Annotated in this window: 15 protein-coding genes; 9 read left to right on the top strand and 6 right to left on the bottom strand. The window is 49.1% G+C overall.

The window, feature by feature from the left end; all coding sequences use genetic code 11:
• Positions 1 to 236: 236 nt before the first annotated feature.
• From AXA67_03870 to AXA67_03860, 3 genes are all read right to left on the bottom strand, one after another.
• Positions 237 to 3,176, bottom strand: a complete 2,940-nt coding sequence (locus AXA67_03870) for a hypothetical protein (protein KXJ41742.1) — start codon at positions 3,174 to 3,176, stop codon at positions 237 to 239.
• Between the two features lie 134 nt (positions 3,177 to 3,310).
• Positions 3,311 to 4,624, bottom strand: a complete 1,314-nt coding sequence (locus AXA67_03865) for a hypothetical protein (protein KXJ41741.1) — start codon at positions 4,622 to 4,624, stop codon at positions 3,311 to 3,313.
• Between the two features lie 79 nt (positions 4,625 to 4,703).
• Positions 4,704 to 5,321, bottom strand: a complete 618-nt coding sequence (locus tag AXA67_03860; protein ID KXJ41740.1) for a hypothetical protein — start codon at positions 5,319 to 5,321, stop codon at positions 4,704 to 4,706.
• A 209-nt stretch (positions 5,322 to 5,530) separates the two neighbouring features.
• Between AXA67_03860 and AXA67_03855 the strand changes: the two genes are divergently transcribed.
• The gene (locus tag AXA67_03855; protein ID KXJ41739.1) at positions 5,531 to 7,543 is read left to right on the top strand and encodes a hypothetical protein; all 2,013 of its coding nucleotides are present in this window, start codon (positions 5,531 to 5,533) and stop codon (positions 7,541 to 7,543) included.
• A 217-nt stretch (positions 7,544 to 7,760) separates the two neighbouring features.
• Here the strand turns inward: AXA67_03855 and AXA67_03850 are convergent, their stop codons facing one another.
• A complete protein-coding gene (locus AXA67_03850) occupies positions 7,761 to 8,507 on the bottom strand; it encodes a molybdopterin-synthase adenylyltransferase (GenBank protein KXJ41738.1) in 747 nt (248 codons plus the stop codon).
• A 113-nt stretch (positions 8,508 to 8,620) separates the two neighbouring features.
• Between AXA67_03850 and AXA67_03845 the strand changes: the two genes are divergently transcribed.
• The 3 genes from AXA67_03845 to AXA67_03835 all read left to right on the top strand — a co-directional run bounded on the left by AXA67_03845 (position 8,621) and on the right by AXA67_03835 (position 11,012).
• Complete coding sequence (locus tag AXA67_03845; protein ID KXJ41737.1) at positions 8,621 to 8,911, top strand: co-chaperone GroES; 291 nt, start codon at positions 8,621 to 8,623, stop codon at positions 8,909 to 8,911.
• Positions 8,912 to 8,960: 49 nt separating this feature from the next.
• The gene (groEL, locus tag AXA67_03840; GenBank protein KXJ41736.1) at positions 8,961 to 10,595 is read left to right on the top strand and encodes a molecular chaperone GroEL; all 1,635 of its coding nucleotides are present in this window, start codon (positions 8,961 to 8,963) and stop codon (positions 10,593 to 10,595) included.
• Between the two features lie 141 nt (positions 10,596 to 10,736).
• Positions 10,737 to 11,012, top strand: a complete 276-nt coding sequence (locus AXA67_03835) for an acylphosphatase (protein ID KXJ41735.1) — start codon at positions 10,737 to 10,739, stop codon at positions 11,010 to 11,012.
• A gap of 49 nt (positions 11,013 to 11,061) precedes the next feature.
• Here the strand turns inward: AXA67_03835 and AXA67_03830 are convergent, their stop codons facing one another.
• Together AXA67_03830 and AXA67_03825 are read right to left on the bottom strand one after the other, a co-directional pair.
• Positions 11,062 to 11,376, bottom strand: coding sequence for a TRL-like protein family (locus AXA67_03830; GenBank protein ID KXJ41734.1), 315 nt, complete (start codon positions 11,374 to 11,376; stop codon positions 11,062 to 11,064).
• A 160-nt stretch (positions 11,377 to 11,536) separates the two neighbouring features.
• Complete coding sequence (locus AXA67_03825; protein KXJ41733.1) at positions 11,537 to 12,601, bottom strand: phosphoribosylaminoimidazole synthetase; 1,065 nt, start codon at positions 12,599 to 12,601, stop codon at positions 11,537 to 11,539.
• Positions 12,602 to 12,728: 127 nt separating this feature from the next.
• On the opposite strand from AXA67_03825, the gene AXA67_03820 reads away from it, so the two are divergent.
• From AXA67_03820 to AXA67_03800, 5 genes are all read left to right on the top strand, one after another.
• Positions 12,729 to 13,298, top strand: a complete 570-nt coding sequence (locus AXA67_03820) for a CDP-alcohol phosphatidyltransferase (GenBank protein KXJ41812.1) — start codon at positions 12,729 to 12,731, stop codon at positions 13,296 to 13,298.
• A gap of 266 nt (positions 13,299 to 13,564) precedes the next feature.
• Positions 13,565 to 13,795, top strand: a complete 231-nt coding sequence (locus AXA67_03815; protein ID KXJ41811.1) for a hypothetical protein — start codon at positions 13,565 to 13,567, stop codon at positions 13,793 to 13,795.
• A gap of 26 nt (positions 13,796 to 13,821) precedes the next feature.
• Complete coding sequence (locus AXA67_03810; GenBank protein KXJ41732.1) at positions 13,822 to 14,661, top strand: hypothetical protein; 840 nt, start codon at positions 13,822 to 13,824, stop codon at positions 14,659 to 14,661.
• Positions 14,658 to 15,437: a hypothetical protein gene (locus tag AXA67_03805; protein KXJ41731.1), complete on the top strand. Its 780-nt coding sequence runs from the start codon at positions 14,658 to 14,660 to the stop codon at positions 15,435 to 15,437. The genes AXA67_03810 and AXA67_03805 overlap by 4 nt, the downstream gene beginning before the upstream one ends.
• Positions 15,438 to 15,514: 77 nt before the next feature.
• Positions 15,515 to 15,979, top strand: coding sequence for a (Fe-S)-binding protein (locus AXA67_03800; protein ID KXJ41730.1), 465 nt, complete (start codon positions 15,515 to 15,517; stop codon positions 15,977 to 15,979).
• Positions 15,980 to 15,982: the final 3 nt, after the last annotated feature.

Genomic DNA, 15,982 nt, shown 5'->3' with positions numbered 1-15,982 from the left:
TGCTTAACGATTGTAGATGTACATAGTGACTTCAAAACCGAAGCGCAAGTCATTGTAGCTGGGTTTTTCCCATTTCATTGTGCGTACCTCCTAATATGGATTCATTCTCAACATAAGCTGAGACTTGAAGTATACGACCCCTGTGGGGAGAGCGCAATATCATTGTAGCTATCTTGGCTAAAAGTTATAGTCAACGCTACAAATCCATAGAACAACCAAGGTCATCCTAAATTTTTCTATGGGCAATCATTTCTTCCAAAATCTAAATTGAATTTATTAAGGTCCGTTCCATCGACATCCCCATCATTGTCGAAATCCCCTTTACAGGGTGATGAAGTGCTACAGTTATTTCGTCCAAATTCAGCATTAAAGACCTTGAGATCGGAGCCATCTACGTCTCCGTCATTATCAAAGTCCCCTGTGCAAGGTGGCGCGCTATCAGGTTGAAATGTCACATGAAAAAGAAAATCTCCTCCTACGGGATTCCCTCCGTAACGGGAAACCCGAATAATACTTTGTTCTCCGGCCAAAAGATGTATTTTCGATGCCGAATCACGATGCATTCCACCATCTGTGCCACTGCAAGCATTGGGAACTAATCCACTTGGCCAGTCATCATTACAATCTATTTCATTAGCGGTAGTCCCTATGCAACCTTGATGCAGAGAGATGACCGTATCAACCCCCGCATCGGTGTTGCCCATATCATTACTTCCACAAGAATCAACAAACAGTGTACCTGCGGAAGGTGCTGTAAAAACATACCAAGCATCTGGTTGTGAAGCACTGTTGCCACAAGAAGCACTTCCCGAAGGGGAGGCAGATAAAAGACTTCCTCGATAAGTGCCAGTTGTAACTATTTGAGCACCGCCACAAACATCGTTGTCTGGAATATCCTTTAGCTTGAATGCCACAGCGTCTCTTGCACCTGCATTGTTAAATTGAAAAGGGCAGTCTGTGCCGCTTATGCAAGGTGGATTTGGAGCCGTCGGAAAGTTCGTATCAGATGCCCAGCCTGAAACAACGGCTTCACCATCCACCCCTAACGCAACGGCTTCTAGATTATCCCAACCGTCACTGCCCAAATAGGTCGAGAAATCTAGACTAGTACCTGAATTATCCATTTTGACGATAAACCCGTCCTTTGCTGTAAAACCGGGTAGACCAGCCCCTTTGAGAGTAGTTTGCAGTGCTCGAATAGTTGGAAAGTCGGTCGATTCTGTCTGCCCGACTATATAGGCATTGCCGGACCAATCAACCGCAATTGCAGTTGGCTCATCCCGGCTTGAACCACCTAAGTAAGTGGAATACAGTCCATGAATACCATCAGCCTCAAAAGCTGTGATAAAAAGATCCAAATCCCCCTTTCTTGTCATTTGAAATGGGCATGATATCAGGGGAATACATAGATTAGTGTTGCCTGGTCCCCAGACCGGAAAATCATCAGAAAAAGTGGCGCCGGTGACAAAAATCCTGCCTAATCGGTCAACTGCAATATCTTCCGCACCTTCCGATCCACTACCACCGATAAAAAAAGAATATTTTAAAGTAGATCCATCACTGGATAGCCTTGACATGAAGGCATCTTTTGCGCCACCAATGATTGCGCCAGGTGGGAGACCAGGCAGGTCAGAAAAACTATCCGATTGTCCGGCAATATGAATATCACCATCGGGGCCAAGGGCGATGCCAGCGGCAGAATCTATTCCTGACCCTCCCAGATAGGTGGAAAATACTAGGGCTGGCGTGGCATTAATTTTGGCAACAAAAGCATCGTCCCAAAAGTGAGTGTTCCAACCGCCGTTTTGCGCTTGAATCGCAGCCTGAACGGGAAAGTCTGTAGAGGTTGTCCAGCCAGTTAGATAAGCATTACCTATGCCATCTACTGCCACGTCAGTGGCGATATCCAAGTCGGAGCCTCCTAAATAAGTCGAATAGGCAAGTGCGCTCCCTGCTGCATTCAATTTGGTAATAAAGGTATCGCCACGTCCGCGATTTACAAGTTGGAAGGCTGATTGAAGGGGAAATTTTACCGATTGGGTCCATCCCACGATATAGGCGTTACCTCCACTATCTACAGCAATCCCCTTTGCATAATCATTATCTTCTCCACCAAGATAGGTAGAATAGATCAGCTGGGCGCCGCTTGGATTAAACTTGGAAACAAAGACATCTTGGTAAATCGTAGATACCGAAGGTCCACGGAAAGGCTGAAGTGAAGCAACGACAGGGAAATCATCGGAGACTGTTTCTCCCACAACATAGACATTACCGGCATTATCGGTGGCTACGCCAAAGCCAGAGTCTCCAGCGTGACCACCTAAGTAAGTCGAGAAAACCAATACTGGATCAATGATCAAAGGTTGAGTGATATCATATTGTGCGATATCAAAACCAAATTCATAGCGGCCTTGGTTGTCTTTGCCTAGCAGGACAAATCGTCCGTCCACTTGGTGCCGTTTGCCTTGAAATTCTTGATAAATAATGGGCTTTTTCTGGTGAATGCTGCCGTGCTCCAGGACAACTTGCAAATCACCGCTCTGCATTTCTTTCAATGTCTTGACGCCATCATAGGCAAAACGTAAATTCGAAACCTTGCTTCCTGGCCGAACAATAAGATCATATTCTAGCTGTCCCTGATTACCGTGGACGCTAAGATCCACTCCCGGATAAAGATCCTGATATGTCACACTGTCAAAGACAGGCAATCCTGTTTTCCACTTCGCGGGATCATTACCGTGGAAAATATTCACTGTGCCGGGAAGTGGCGCGCCGGCGACGATTTTCGGATGAGGGTTGGCTCCCGGAAAGCTGAGTCGAACGATATTTCTAAGGATTTTAGAATCACCAACACGCCTCCCTGCTGTCTTTTTGTGATATAGGGCAATTAAAATCCCTTCTTCTGTTATGTACAGAGTGTGTCCTGCCCCCGGCTCATAGAAAAGGATGTGTGAATTCTTCAGACCACGGTTTGGAATAAAAGCGATGGGTGGTTTAAAACTTTTTGGATTGATGGGATTATCTTTTTCGTTCAGCTGATCACTAGGCTTTAGCTGAGCTGTCGAAGTTGCTGCCCCATCTGTCGAGACTTGGAATCCGTGACATCCGAACAGCATCAATAATGCCGAGGTGACCATGGTTATCCAGCCGTTTTTTTTGACTTTGCATTTTTTCATCTCAAAATCCTCTTGAATAAAACATGGAGGCAGGTCCCAATGGTAAAAACTGTCTACATGTGAACTGCTTGGCATCTTTGGGAGAGCGCAGCTAAGCGCTCCCCCAGAGATCTATGGAATAGAGAATTTGTTGGTCAAGGTTGCGGTGCGGCAGGTGCATAACAGGCATTTTCGCCAAAATCCTCGTTGAGGATGATGAGATCGGACCCGTCAACGTCCCCGTCCCGGTCGTAATCGGCATAACAGAAGTTATCTGTTGAACAGTTCGTCGCCCCAAAGTGAAGATTGAAGCGATTCAAGTCACTGCCATCCACATCGCCATCGTTGTCGAAGTCAAATTCACAAGGCTGGAGGAAGACACCGGGCAGTCTAACATCGTCAATATACCAGCCGGTGCTGCTAGGATTACAATGACCGCCAAAACCGCCAGTTTGGGCTGTATGATAGAAAGCAACCCGAACGATTTGTCCGGCAAACGACGACAGATCCCTTCTTTGTGAGGTCCACAGTGGAGAGCTGCCTGCAATTGGGCTGCCGAGATTGGTCCAGTCCGACCACGTTTCAGTTTGGGCATCCCAAGTCGATACCTGTACAAAGCCTTGGTCGCAAGAGGCGTATGAAAACCAGTGCCAGAACCGTAACGAGGGTTCCTGGCGGAAGATATCGACATTGCTTTGAAGCTGAATGGGCGGGCTGATCAAGCGGCTGTCAGTATCTCCAGGATAATCACCATCCAATACCGTCCCCACACAGCCGTTGCCATTATGGCAGGCATCAGGTCCGGCTGTGGGCGTCCCGACTTGCCATACTCCCCGGTCGGCACTCCATTGTTTCCAACCCAGCTCGAAGTCTCCGGTGAAATTTGGAGCCTCTTTGTCCATTGACACATCGTCAATATACCAGCCGGTGCTGCTAGGATCACAACCATGAAAGGAGCCGCCAGTTCGGGCAGTATGGTAAAAAGCAATCCGAACGATTTGTCCTGCAAACGAGGTTATATCATCCATCCGTTTGGACCAAGGGGAAGTATTCGCCAGGGGGCCATTAAGATTGGTCCAATCCGACCAGGTATTGGTGTTGGAATCCCAAGTTGAAACTTGTACAAACCCTTGATCGCAAGAAGCATAGGAAAACCACTGCCAAAAGCTCAAAAATACTCTTTCATTATCATTGACCGCTGGTAATTGAATGGGCGGGCTGATCAAGCGGCTGTCGGTATCTCCAGGGTAATCACCACCCAATACTGTCCCGGCACAGGCGGTTCCCTCGTTACACGCGGCGGGGCCGGCACTTGGGGTACCAACCTCCCACACCCCTTGATCGATATTCCATCCACCCAATCCAGATTCGAAATCTTCACTGAAAATTTGAATTGATAATGTAGCCTGGGAGAAAGCTATAAGGAAACTTGAGAACACTAGTTCAAGAATTAAATTTGCCCTCATCATGACCACCCCTCCACTCAAACAGAATCAAGACTTGTCGATTTCCTCTCCTTTGTTTGCAAAGGAGAGGAAATCAGTTTTACTAACGCTGTTTGCTTAATTTGATACCAAAGGCTCCCATCAATCCTGACATCATGAGTAAAGCCGCTCCGGGCAGAGGAACGGCCTGCACATTGAGCGTAGGCAAGGTAAAGGTGCCGTCGTAAACAGTGCCGTCGTGGGCGACGAAATCATCAAAAGGTGATGGATGATCAGCCAGCGATAAGGTAAAAGATTTTGACGCAGTTAGGTTTAAAGTAGTTAATAGTTGCGGGCCCATAAGGCCAGCGCCAACTCTGCCCGCCACCAAGTTTACCGATCCTGGCGTGATGTCGTTTTTGCCAACCACAAACCAATTTGCTGCTGGAATTGTAGAACTATTAACTGTTGCCGCTGTGGCATCAAAGTTTACAATGCCGCCCCAACTAAGCAGTCCACCATGCCCGTCATCGGTATCATTCGGGGATTGTGGATTGAAAGTGGCCGCATATAAATTCACCGAAAATGGCGTGTTGGGTTGTACCTGAATTACGGTATCTGCACTGCCATCAAGTGGATCTCCAATCCCCTCGCCATCCCAAAAGACGGCGATGGCTGAATATGCTTGAGTAGTAAAACCGGCACAGCCAATAACTAATATCCTAAGCAAGTATCTAATCATTTTTATACTCCTTAAATTAATTTCCGATTAAGGAATTTATATACTATGACTCATTAGGTATGGAGTCAAAAATAAATTATCATGGAAATCAAATGCTTAGTTTGATCCTATCAAAATTTGATTTAAATCAAATTTAGAGCAGGTTGAATTTATGACTAAAGGCAAATAAATTAATATATACATATATTAATTTAACTGAAGGTAATAGCATGAATAAAATATTATCGATAATTTTGTTATTATTTATAATGCTTTGGAATGATTGTATTGCTATGGCTAATGAAGGTGATCGTTTATGGCCAGCGGAAGGAGTGCCTGTCGTTACTTCTAGTCATGAGCAGGATCACGCAAGAATGATCAGCGATGGTGAGGGAGGCACTATCATCGTTTGGGAAGATAATAGAAATAAAGACATTTTCGGAAACGATAATTGGGACATTTATGCCCAACGGCTCGATGCCGATGGCAATATTCTTTGGGGTACAAATGGCACTCCTATTGCCCAAGGTGCCGATCAACAAAGATTGCCAGAGATTGCCTCCGATGGCTCGGGGGGAGCAATTATCGTTTGGAAAACAGGTGCCAATCTGTATGCACAACACATAGATGCCAATGGCAATATTCAATGGCATTCGGGCGGCGTTCAGATTAGTGATAACAGCAGCGTGGATTCATTCAACCCCATTGCGATTGCTCCGGATGGTATGGGGGGTGCATTTATTGCCTTTGAAACCGCATTAGGCGTGAGATGCGTCCGCGTACAAAAAAATGGAAATCTAGTAGCGCCTGGAATAAACGGGATTGCTCTGGGTGGCGGAGCGATTGCAGGTGGAGGGCCGGCAATTGCAGGCACTGCTCCAGGGTCGGTTATGGTTGTCATGGCCGACGGCTGGTGCACAAGAGTTCAAAAAGTGGCAGCAGATTTGAGTCTCCCCTGGGGCGCCAATCCAGTTAACCTTAGTTGCGATCCCAGGCGAGAAGCTCGCCCTGATATAGTCAGCGATGGTTCAGGCGGAGCATTTATCGCCTGGGTTAGGCAGCGTCACCCTGTTGGTGATCCAGCGGGAAATCATGTGGTTGCACAGCATTTGGATAGCAACGGAAATGCCCTTTGGGCACCTGGAGGATTGATCCTGGTGGATTCCTCGATTGTCGGGGGGAATGATGCTGCCTGGAGAATCAATGAGCTTATACCATCGATTACAGCTGATGGATTGGGTGGGGCAGTCGTGGCTTGGAATGACTGGCGTCATGAATCTGGATTAGGGGGAAATGACGATATTTATGCCCAAAGTATAAGCGAAGATGGTAGCTTACAATGGACTAGTGGCGGCATTCCTGTTTGGCTTTATCCCCAGGGTAGTCAAAGAAAGCCCAAGGTCATCGGTACACGAGAAGGGGGAGCCATGGTGGTGTTTCAAGATCATGCCGGGGGCGATTGGGATATTATTGCAGTCAAATTGCAGCCTGATGGATCAAGAGGATTTTATACCTATGTTTATGATGACATGACTTCAGAAAACCCGACAGATGAAACATTCCCTCAAGTAGTATTTGACGGATCAGGCCCGTTACCAACAGGTGCAATTATAGGATGGATAGATGAGCGTGGATTTGATGAAGATATCTATGCCCAGAAAATCGAACTAGTCTTACATAAACCTGATTTGATAGTGGATTCTATAGTCTTCGATCCCCCAGTCCCATCCAGGTTTGAGCCTTTCACAGTAGTTATCAGGGTGAAAAATCAAGGTGATGCTGCTACAAGTGGTGGGTTTAGTGTGCTTTTGAGTGGTTTTGGAGGTTTATTTGGGGATGGTGTCTGTGGAATCAGTGTTAATCTCGGGCCAACTGAAAGAGCCAGCTGTTCTATTAATTTCCCGGATGGTAAAGAAAATGGAATATATGAAGTCACTGCAAATGCAGATAGACATCCTTTGGCAATTTATAACAACGTCATCGATGAATCTAACGAAAATAACAATGCAAAGACTGTAACCCTAAATATAGGGACGATAGTTCTGCCTTGTGAAGGGAATTTTGACGGGGATGGCGATGTAGATGGAAGGGATCTATCTATTTTTAATCAAAACTTTGGCCGAACGGAGTGTAACGGTTTATGTCAAGGTGATTTTGATAACGATGGAGATGTTGATGGATCTGACTTGGCTGTATTTAATGCTGATTTCGGGAGGATGGATTGTCCGTTATCGGAATTTTGAAATTAAATGCACAATATTTAGAATAAGAGATCGCAACATCTTTTATTTATGTAACAGCCAGGCAAATATTTGATTACTTTTGTCTGGCTGTTTACTTGGGGAATGCCCAAGAGATTCCAGAGCTTTTCTGTAAAGACATAATATTGGTGACTTTCCGGAGATGATCGTACTCTCATTGGGTGGAGCATATTTGTTATAGAGTCAGTAAGCTTTATCTTTAATTTGCACCACAAGTGGGGCAGGCCGGATTTTTTGGCAGGGTCATGCAATGCCATTCCATGGACAGGCCATCGAGTAATAATAATTTGCCAATCAGAGGCTGGCCAATGTTCAGGAGAACCTTAATGGCTTCCAGGGCTTGGATACTGCCGACAATGCCGGTAATCGGGGCAATCACGCCGGTTTCCGAACAGCTTTCGGCCAGTTCTTCCAGATTTGGATACAGGCAATTGTAGCAAGGGCTGTCTTGCTGGCGGGAATCGAAGACCGCCACTTGGCCTTCGAACCGGATTGCCGCGCCCGAGACCAGGGGGGTTTGGGTCTCGATACTGGCGCGGTTGACCTCAAAGCGGGTAGGGAAGTTATCGCTGCAATCCAGGACGATATCGGCTTTTTTGACTTGATCCAACAGGGATTGGCCCTGCAATCGCTCGCAGAGCGACTCGACTTGGACGTTAGGATTGAGGGAAAGCAGCGTTCGTTTTGCCGATTCCGCCTTGTGCCTACCGATATCCTCGGTATGGTGGGCGATTTGCCGTTGCAGGTTGGACGGTTCCACCCGGTCATCATCGGCAAGGGTCAGGTGGCCAACGCCGGCGGCGGCCAGGTACATGGCGGCAGGACATCCCAGACCGCCGGCGCCGATTATCAAAACCCGGGCTTGAATTATTTTTTCCTGACCCCATATGTCGATTTGAGGCAGCAATATCTGGCGGCTGTAGCGTAAAAGCAGTTCGTCATTCATGCAATTAAATCTGTGTGGCTAGTGAAATGTCTTGACAGGGGAAAAAACCAAACTATCATTAGCACTCACAAAGGTTAAGTGCTAACAAAAATCCATGCAATAGGAGAAAAGCTATGAAACTACGTCCATTACACGACCGTGTCATTGTCAAACGTCTGGAAGAAGAACACAAGACGCCCGGTGGCATCGTCATTCCCGATACTGCAGCGGAGAAACCCATGAAAGGGGAAGTGGTCGCCGTCGGTAACGGCAAGCTGCTGGAAAATGGCGAACTTCGTCCCTTGGATGTCAAAGTAGGGGATAAGGTTCTGTTCGGTAAATATTCCGGCACCGAAGTCAAGGTGGATGACGAGGAAATCCTGGTCATGCGCGAAGACGACATTATGGCCGTGTTGGAAGGCTAAGTCGTTAAAAAATCGATCATTTTTAAATTTAAGATAAAGGTAAAGAAACATGGCAGCAAAAGAAATTAAATTCAGTGACGACGCCCGCCACAAGATGGCCCATGGCGTTAATGTGTTGGCCAAGGCAGTCAAAGTGACCCTGGGCCCCAAAGGACGTAATGTGGTTTTGGAAAAGAGCTTCGGCGCCCCCACCGTGACCAAGGACGGCGTTTCCGTCGCCAAGGAAGTGGAGTTGAAAGACAAGTTCGAAAACATGGGTGCGCAAATGGTGAAGGAAGTCGCTTCCCAAACTTCCGACGCCGCCGGTGACGGTACCACCACCGCCACCGTTTTGGCGCAAGCCATCTTGAATGAAGGCTTGAAAGCCGTGGCGGCGGGCATGAACCCCATGGATTTGAAACGCGGCATCGACAAAGCCGTGATTGCCGCGGTGGACGAATTGAAAAATCTATCCGTTCCTTGCATGGACAGCAAAGCCATCGCCCAGGTGGGTGCCATCTCGGCGAATAATGACGCAGAAATTGGCAACATCATTTCCGAAGCGATGGACAAGGTCGGCAAGGAAGGCGTTATTACGGTGGAAGAAGGTTCCGGTCTTGAAAATGAGCTGGATGTGGTGGAAGGGATGCAATTCGACCGTGGTTACCTGTCGCCGTATTTCATTACCAATCAGGAAAACATGAGCGTGGAAATGGAAAACCCGCTGATCCTGATTCATGACAAGAAAGTCTCCAATATCCGTGATCTTCTGCCGGTTCTGGAAGCTGTCGCCAAGGCGGGCCGTCCGTTGTTGATTATTGCTGAAGATGTGGAAGGGGAAGCCTTGGCGACTTTGGTAGTCAACAATATGCGCGGCATTTTGAAAGCTTGCGCGGTCAAAGCGCCTGGTTTTGGCGACCGCCGCAAAGCGATGCTGGAAGATATCGCGGTCTTGACCGGCGCCACCGTGATCTCCGAAGAACTGGGCATGAGCCTGGAAAAAGCCACTTTGGAAGATCTGGGTACCGCCAAGCGGGTCGTGATTACCAAAGACGATACCACCATCATCGATGGTGCAGGCAGCAAGGAAAATATCGAAGCGCGGATCAAGCAAATCCGGGCCCAGATCGAAGAAGCCACTTCTGATTATGATCGTGAAAAGCTGCAAGAGCGTCTGGCGAAACTGGCCGGCGGTGTTGCGGTAATCAAAGTGGGCGCCGCTACCGAAGTGGAAATGAAGGAGAAGAAAGCCCGTGTTGAAGACGCGCTCCATGCAACTCGTGCCGCAGTGGAAGAAGGCATTGTGCCCGGCGGTGGCGTGGCCTTGGTTCGAGTACTGCAAAAGCTGGACGTGAAAGGCGCCAACCATGATCAAGATGTGGGTGTGAATATCGCGCTGAAAGCCATGGAAGCGCCTCTGCGCCAGATTGTCGAAAACGCTGGTGAAGAAGGTTCCGTGGTGTTGAACAAAGTGGCTGAAGGTACCGGTAACTTCGGTTACAACGCCGCGACGGGTGAGTTTGGCGACATGATCGAAATGGGTATTCTCGATCCTACCAAGGTTACCCGGACCGCGTTGCAAAATGCTTCTTCCGTGGCGGGCTTGATGATCACCACCGAAGCAATGGTGGCAGAAGAGCCCAAGGAAGAAGAAGGTCCCGCCATGCCGGGCGGCGGCATGGGAGACATGGGCGGCATGATGTAAATCAGGCCGACCATTGACCTGAAAATCAAAAGCCTCGCCCGTTTTATGGGCGGGGCTTTTTGCTGTAAGAGGTAAAATTTGCGTTATACGGGATCAGGAATACCTTTGGGTCCAGTAGCCATCATTTTGTAGAGACAGGAAATGAGCAAGCGTTTGCAAATTTTGGTTTCAGGAAAAGTACAAGGAGTTTTCTACCGCGCTACTGCCGTGGAAGTTGCCCGTTCTCTGGGATTGAAAGGCTGGGTCAGAAATCTTCCCGATGGCCGGGTGGAAATGGTGGCAGAAGGCGAGCCGGAAGCTTTGAATCAATTGCTGGATTGGTGCCGGCAGGGGCCGCCAGCGGCAAGGGTGGACAAAGTGGATGTGGAGGAAATTCCCTGTGAAAGTGACTTGACTGGTTTTCAGATACGTTATTAAAAAGGCGGCAGGAAACCGGCTCCCTGCCGCACAGATTTATAATTAAGCTTTATTCACCATAAACGGTGACTTTGTATTTGCCAATCACGCCCAAAATATTATTAACCTTCCAATCGATATGATGCACTTTGGTGATGCCGCCGTTTTGTTTGGCTGCTTCGATGCTGCAATCCCCCTGAGCAACCAGGCTTAAAATGCTGGTACACTCGGCGGTGCCCACTTGATGGGGGCGCCCTCCCAGTTCTGTGGCATGAATTGGCAAGGTAACGTCCGTGAATGCCAAACCCACAGGATAATTGGATGCACATCCTCCCAAAAGGCCAAATGAACCTATTAAACCGGCTAAAGCGATTTTCCTAATCATACCTTTCCTCCTCTGTTATTAATGTAGGTGGTTGACGGAGACTTCCCCCACAAAACAGGATTTGTGTTAACTATTCCTGGTTATCTAGGGAAAACCCCATTCCCTTTTTGATAGTAAGCAAAGGCAGGTCCTTGTGCAACCTTTGTGGATAAGAAAATGGTTATTCTTTCTCTCGGCAGGTCAACTGACCTTGATAGCGTACTTTTTCTTCCGCTGTGGATTTTTCCACGATTCCAATAGGCATGGCGGTTTCGCCTGCTTGCGCCAGGATTTCCAGCGTTTTGGCTTGCAAGGATGGAGGGACGGTAACGATCATGCCAATCCCGCAATTAAAAGTGCGCAGCATTTCATCCTTGGCCAGATTTCCTTGGGCTTGCAACCAGCGAAATATAGGCGGCAAGTCCCACGCCTCAAGATTGATCTCCGCGCTCAAACCTTCTGGCAGCACCCGTGGCAGATTTTCTGTAATACCGCCACCGGTAATATGGGCCAAGGCATGCGGCGCTACTGAGGCCATCAATTGCAATAGAGGCTTGACATAGATTTTGGTGGGTTCCAATAGCCACTTGGACAAAGGCCGGTTATCCAGCTTCAAATCCAAGTTTACCTGGTTGACTTCCAGTATCCTGCGTATTAACGAGTAACCGTTGGCATGGGGGCCGGAAGCAGCCAGTCCTATCAATACATCGCCTTCCTGGACTTTGCTGCCATCAATGAGCTGATCTTTTTCGACAATCCCCACGCTAAAGCCCGCTAAATCATATTCCCCTGGCTGATAGAATCCCGGCATCTCCGCCGTTTCTCCCCCTATGAGAGCGCAGCCGGCCATTTTGCAGCCCCGGGCGATGCCCTCAATCACCTGGGCGGCGGTATCGACTTCCAGTTTGCCGGTGGCGAAATAGTCGAGAAAAAACAAAGGCTCCGCTCCCTGGACCACAATATCGTTGACGCACATGGCGACCAGATCGATACCAATGGTATGGTGACGGTTCAGTTCCATGGCCAATTTCAGTTTTGTCCCAACACCGTCTGTGCCAGACACTAAAACCGGCTTTTGGTAACGTTCCCAGGGCAGTTCAAACAAAGCGCCAAAGCCGCCCAGCCCGGCCAGTACTTCCGGGCGGAAGGTCTGCTTCACCAGCGGTTTGATTTTTTCCACCAGCAAGTTGCCCGCAGCAATGTCAACGCCGGAAGTTTTGTAGTCCAAAGGTGTTTTGTGTGCCAATGAATCCCCCGTCAATGAATAATTGGTGGCATCTGAAATGTCACAATGGCGGTACTATAAAAACTTGTCCGCCAAGCCAAAGAATATTGTACGCTACCAGAAAAACGAATGCCTGCAGGATGATTTCATGACTTATCTCTCCCCTCGCCATATCCCCAATATCATTACCATCGTGCGGATAGTGTTGGTGTGGCCGACGGTGATGATGATTCTGAAACGCCAGTTCCAATGGGCGCTGGTGCTGTTTTTTATTGCCGGTGTTTCGGATGCCATCGATGGATTTCTAGCCAAGCACTACGGCTGGATTAGCCGGATCGGTTCGCTGCTGGATCCCATCGCCGACAAATTGTTGCTGACTTCTTGCTATCTGGCGGCAGCATCGATTGGGCTGTTGCCTTGGTGGTTGGCGATTTTAGTGGCGGTTCGGGATTTGGTCATTATCGTGGGGGCGGTGGGATATTATTTCCTACTTCATCCTTTCGAAGGGCAGCCCACGTGGACCAGCAAACTCAACACTTTTTGCCAGATCCTCTTATTGCTGACCACCCTTTGGCAAGGGGGCTTTCAATCGGTGCCCCCGCATTGGATGAATGGCCTTATATATCTAGTGGCCGCCACTACAATTGTGAGTGGCATTCAATATGTCACCCGCTGGGGTAAACAGTTTTTCCGGGAAAAGAAAATTTTTTCAGACTGAAAGAGGTTTGCCTGTAAGTTCTGCTTTATTCAATGCGACATAGTCAGTAAGATTAAACAGCGCCATTCAAGGAATGACTGGTATTTATTTGCAGAAAGGGAAGTGCTGCGGTTTTATTTAAGGAAAAGAGGAGATTTTAGACAATGACGACGATGAGAAAATCCACCGGTGTGGTATTGGCGACTGCGGCAGCGGCTATTTTTACTTCGGGCTGCGCGGAAAAGGGCGATACTGTTTCCTCGACGCTGGCCCAGGAAGGTGAGCAAATGCAGCAGTCCGCGGGCTCTGCCGCCACAGGAGCGAAACAATCCGGCGAAAAGGCCACTGAAGTCAAGGTGGCTTGTTTTGGCGTTAATGAATGTAAGGGCAAATCCGAGTGCGCCACGCCTGAAAACGCATGCAAGGGTTTGAATAGCTGTAAGGGTAAAGGTTACCTATATATGTCGTTGCAAGAGTGCGAAGCGGCTGGCGGCAAGGTGATTACGCCGCAAATGTAAGGTTCTATTCGGGAAGGATTATCATTATGTCCACTGCCAGCCGGCCTTTTTTGGGCTTTGGTCTGGGGTTGCGCAAGGAGCATTTTGAAGCGGTGCTCCAAACATGCCCCTCACTGGATTGGTTTGAAATCCTGACCGAAAACTATCTGGTGGAGGGGGGCAAACCTCTCTATTATTTGGACAAAATCCGGGCCGATTACCCCATGGTCATTCATGGGGTATCTTTATCCATTGGTAGTACCGATCCTCTCAACTGGAAATACCTCCAGCAAGTCAAAGCTTTGATCGACCGGGTTCAGCCCCAATGGATCTCTGATCATCTGTGCTGGACCGGCGCCGGCGGGCTCAATCTTCACGACTTGCTGCCACTGCCTTATACCGAAGAGGCTATCGAGCATGTGGCAAGCCGGGTCCAGCAGGTGCAGGATTTTTTCGGCCAGCGGATCTTGCTGGAAAATGTCTCCAGCTATGTCTGTTACCGCCACTGCGAAATGACGGAGTGGGAATTCCTCACGCAAGTGGCGCAGCGGGCCGATTGTTGGATTCTGCTGGATATCAACAACATTTACGTCAGCGCCCGCAATCACGGCTTTGATCCCCTTGCCTATCTCGAGTCAATTCCCCGTGAGCGTGTCTGGCAATTTCATCTGGCCGGTCACACCGATTTGGGTCATTGCATCATCGATACCCACGACCATCCGGTGCGGGAGGAAGTGTGGTCCTTATACGAAACCGCTGTGAAGCGTTTCGGGCCGGTTTCCACCATGATTGAGCGCGACGACCGGATTCCCCCTCTGAATGAATTGCTGGAAGAGCTTTCCCGGGCACAGAGAATAGCCACGCCATACTGGCGGTTGGCGGCATGAAAGCGCCGGACCTGGTGCAATTGCAAAAGATTTTTCAGCAGGCAATCCTCCAGCCGGATAGTGCTGTTTCTGATTTCATTGCAGGTGAGGATGCAGAGCAACGTTTTGCTATTTATCGAAATGCCTATCGATTACGACTTACTGACGCGCTGAAAGTCGAATTTCCCCATTTATGCCGCTGGCTGGGAGAGGAAGCTTTCGTTGGGATGGCTGGCGAGTTTATTGCTGCCTGCCCCTCTCAATATGCTTCTATTCGCTGGTACGGCAAGCAGTTGCCGTCTTTTCTCCAATCCCGCCCCCCCTGGTCAAGCCAACCCCAACTGGCGGAAATGGCCCGCTTTGAGTGGGCCTTGGGGGAAGCTTTCGATTGCCCCGACGCCCAGCCTTTGACCGCCGATGCTTTGATGACGGTAGTGCCTGAAGCATGGCCCGGGCTGGTCTTCCATTTTCATCCCAGTGTCCGCCTGCTGGATTTGACCTATCCCGTGTCCCAGGTCTGGAAGGCCTTTCAGGAAGACAAATCCCCCCCTGTATGCCAACCCTCGGATAAGCCTGTCACCTGGCTGATCTGGCGGAATGGATTAAAAACATTTTTCCGTTCCCTCAAGGCACCGGAAGCCCAGGCACTGCAAACCGCTTTGGAGGGAAAAAACTTTGCCGAAATCTGCGAAGGATTGATCCATTGGCAAGATGAGATGAATGCTGCCGAAAAAGCCGCATTGATGCTGCGCCAATGGTTGGAGGAGGGATTAATCGTGGAAGTCAAGATAGAGTAATTTAGATTGACCGCGCCATTGACCCCGGCAGCGCTTCTTCATACCATGCAAATATCAGCAATCGGAGGAGAGTGGCAATGCTCAAAGCCCTGCAACTGGAACCGGAAAAATGCACCGGTTGCCTGCAATGTGAATTGGCGTGCTCGTTCGAGCAGGAGGGGGTGTTCAACCCGGCCAAATCCCGGATCAAGGTATTCAACTTTCATGATAGCGGGCGTTTTGCCCCCTACACCTGCACCCAGTGTAGCGAGGCCTGGTGTCTCCACGCCTGTCCGGTGGAAGCCATTGTGCTGGATGAATCCACCGGCGTGAAACAAGTACTGGCCGATACCTGTGTCGGCTGCAAGGTGTGCACCATCGCCTGTCCCTTCGGCACAGTGAATTACGATGTCGACAGCGGCGTGGTCTACAAGTGTGATCTGTGCGGCGGCGACCCGGCCTGCGCCAAGGCTTGTCCCACCGAGGCCATCACCTTCGTGGATGCCCAGCAAACCGGTTATCAACGGATGCGCGCCCATGCCGCAACCCTGTTGAGCGAATAAGGA

Origin of the sequence: Methylothermaceae bacteria B42, from assembly GCA_001566965.1 — a bacterium.
In the GTDB taxonomy this organism is placed as follows: domain Bacteria; phylum Pseudomonadota; class Gammaproteobacteria; order Methylococcales; family Methylothermaceae; genus Methylohalobius.
This window is presented reverse-complemented; position numbering and strand designations above follow the sequence as displayed.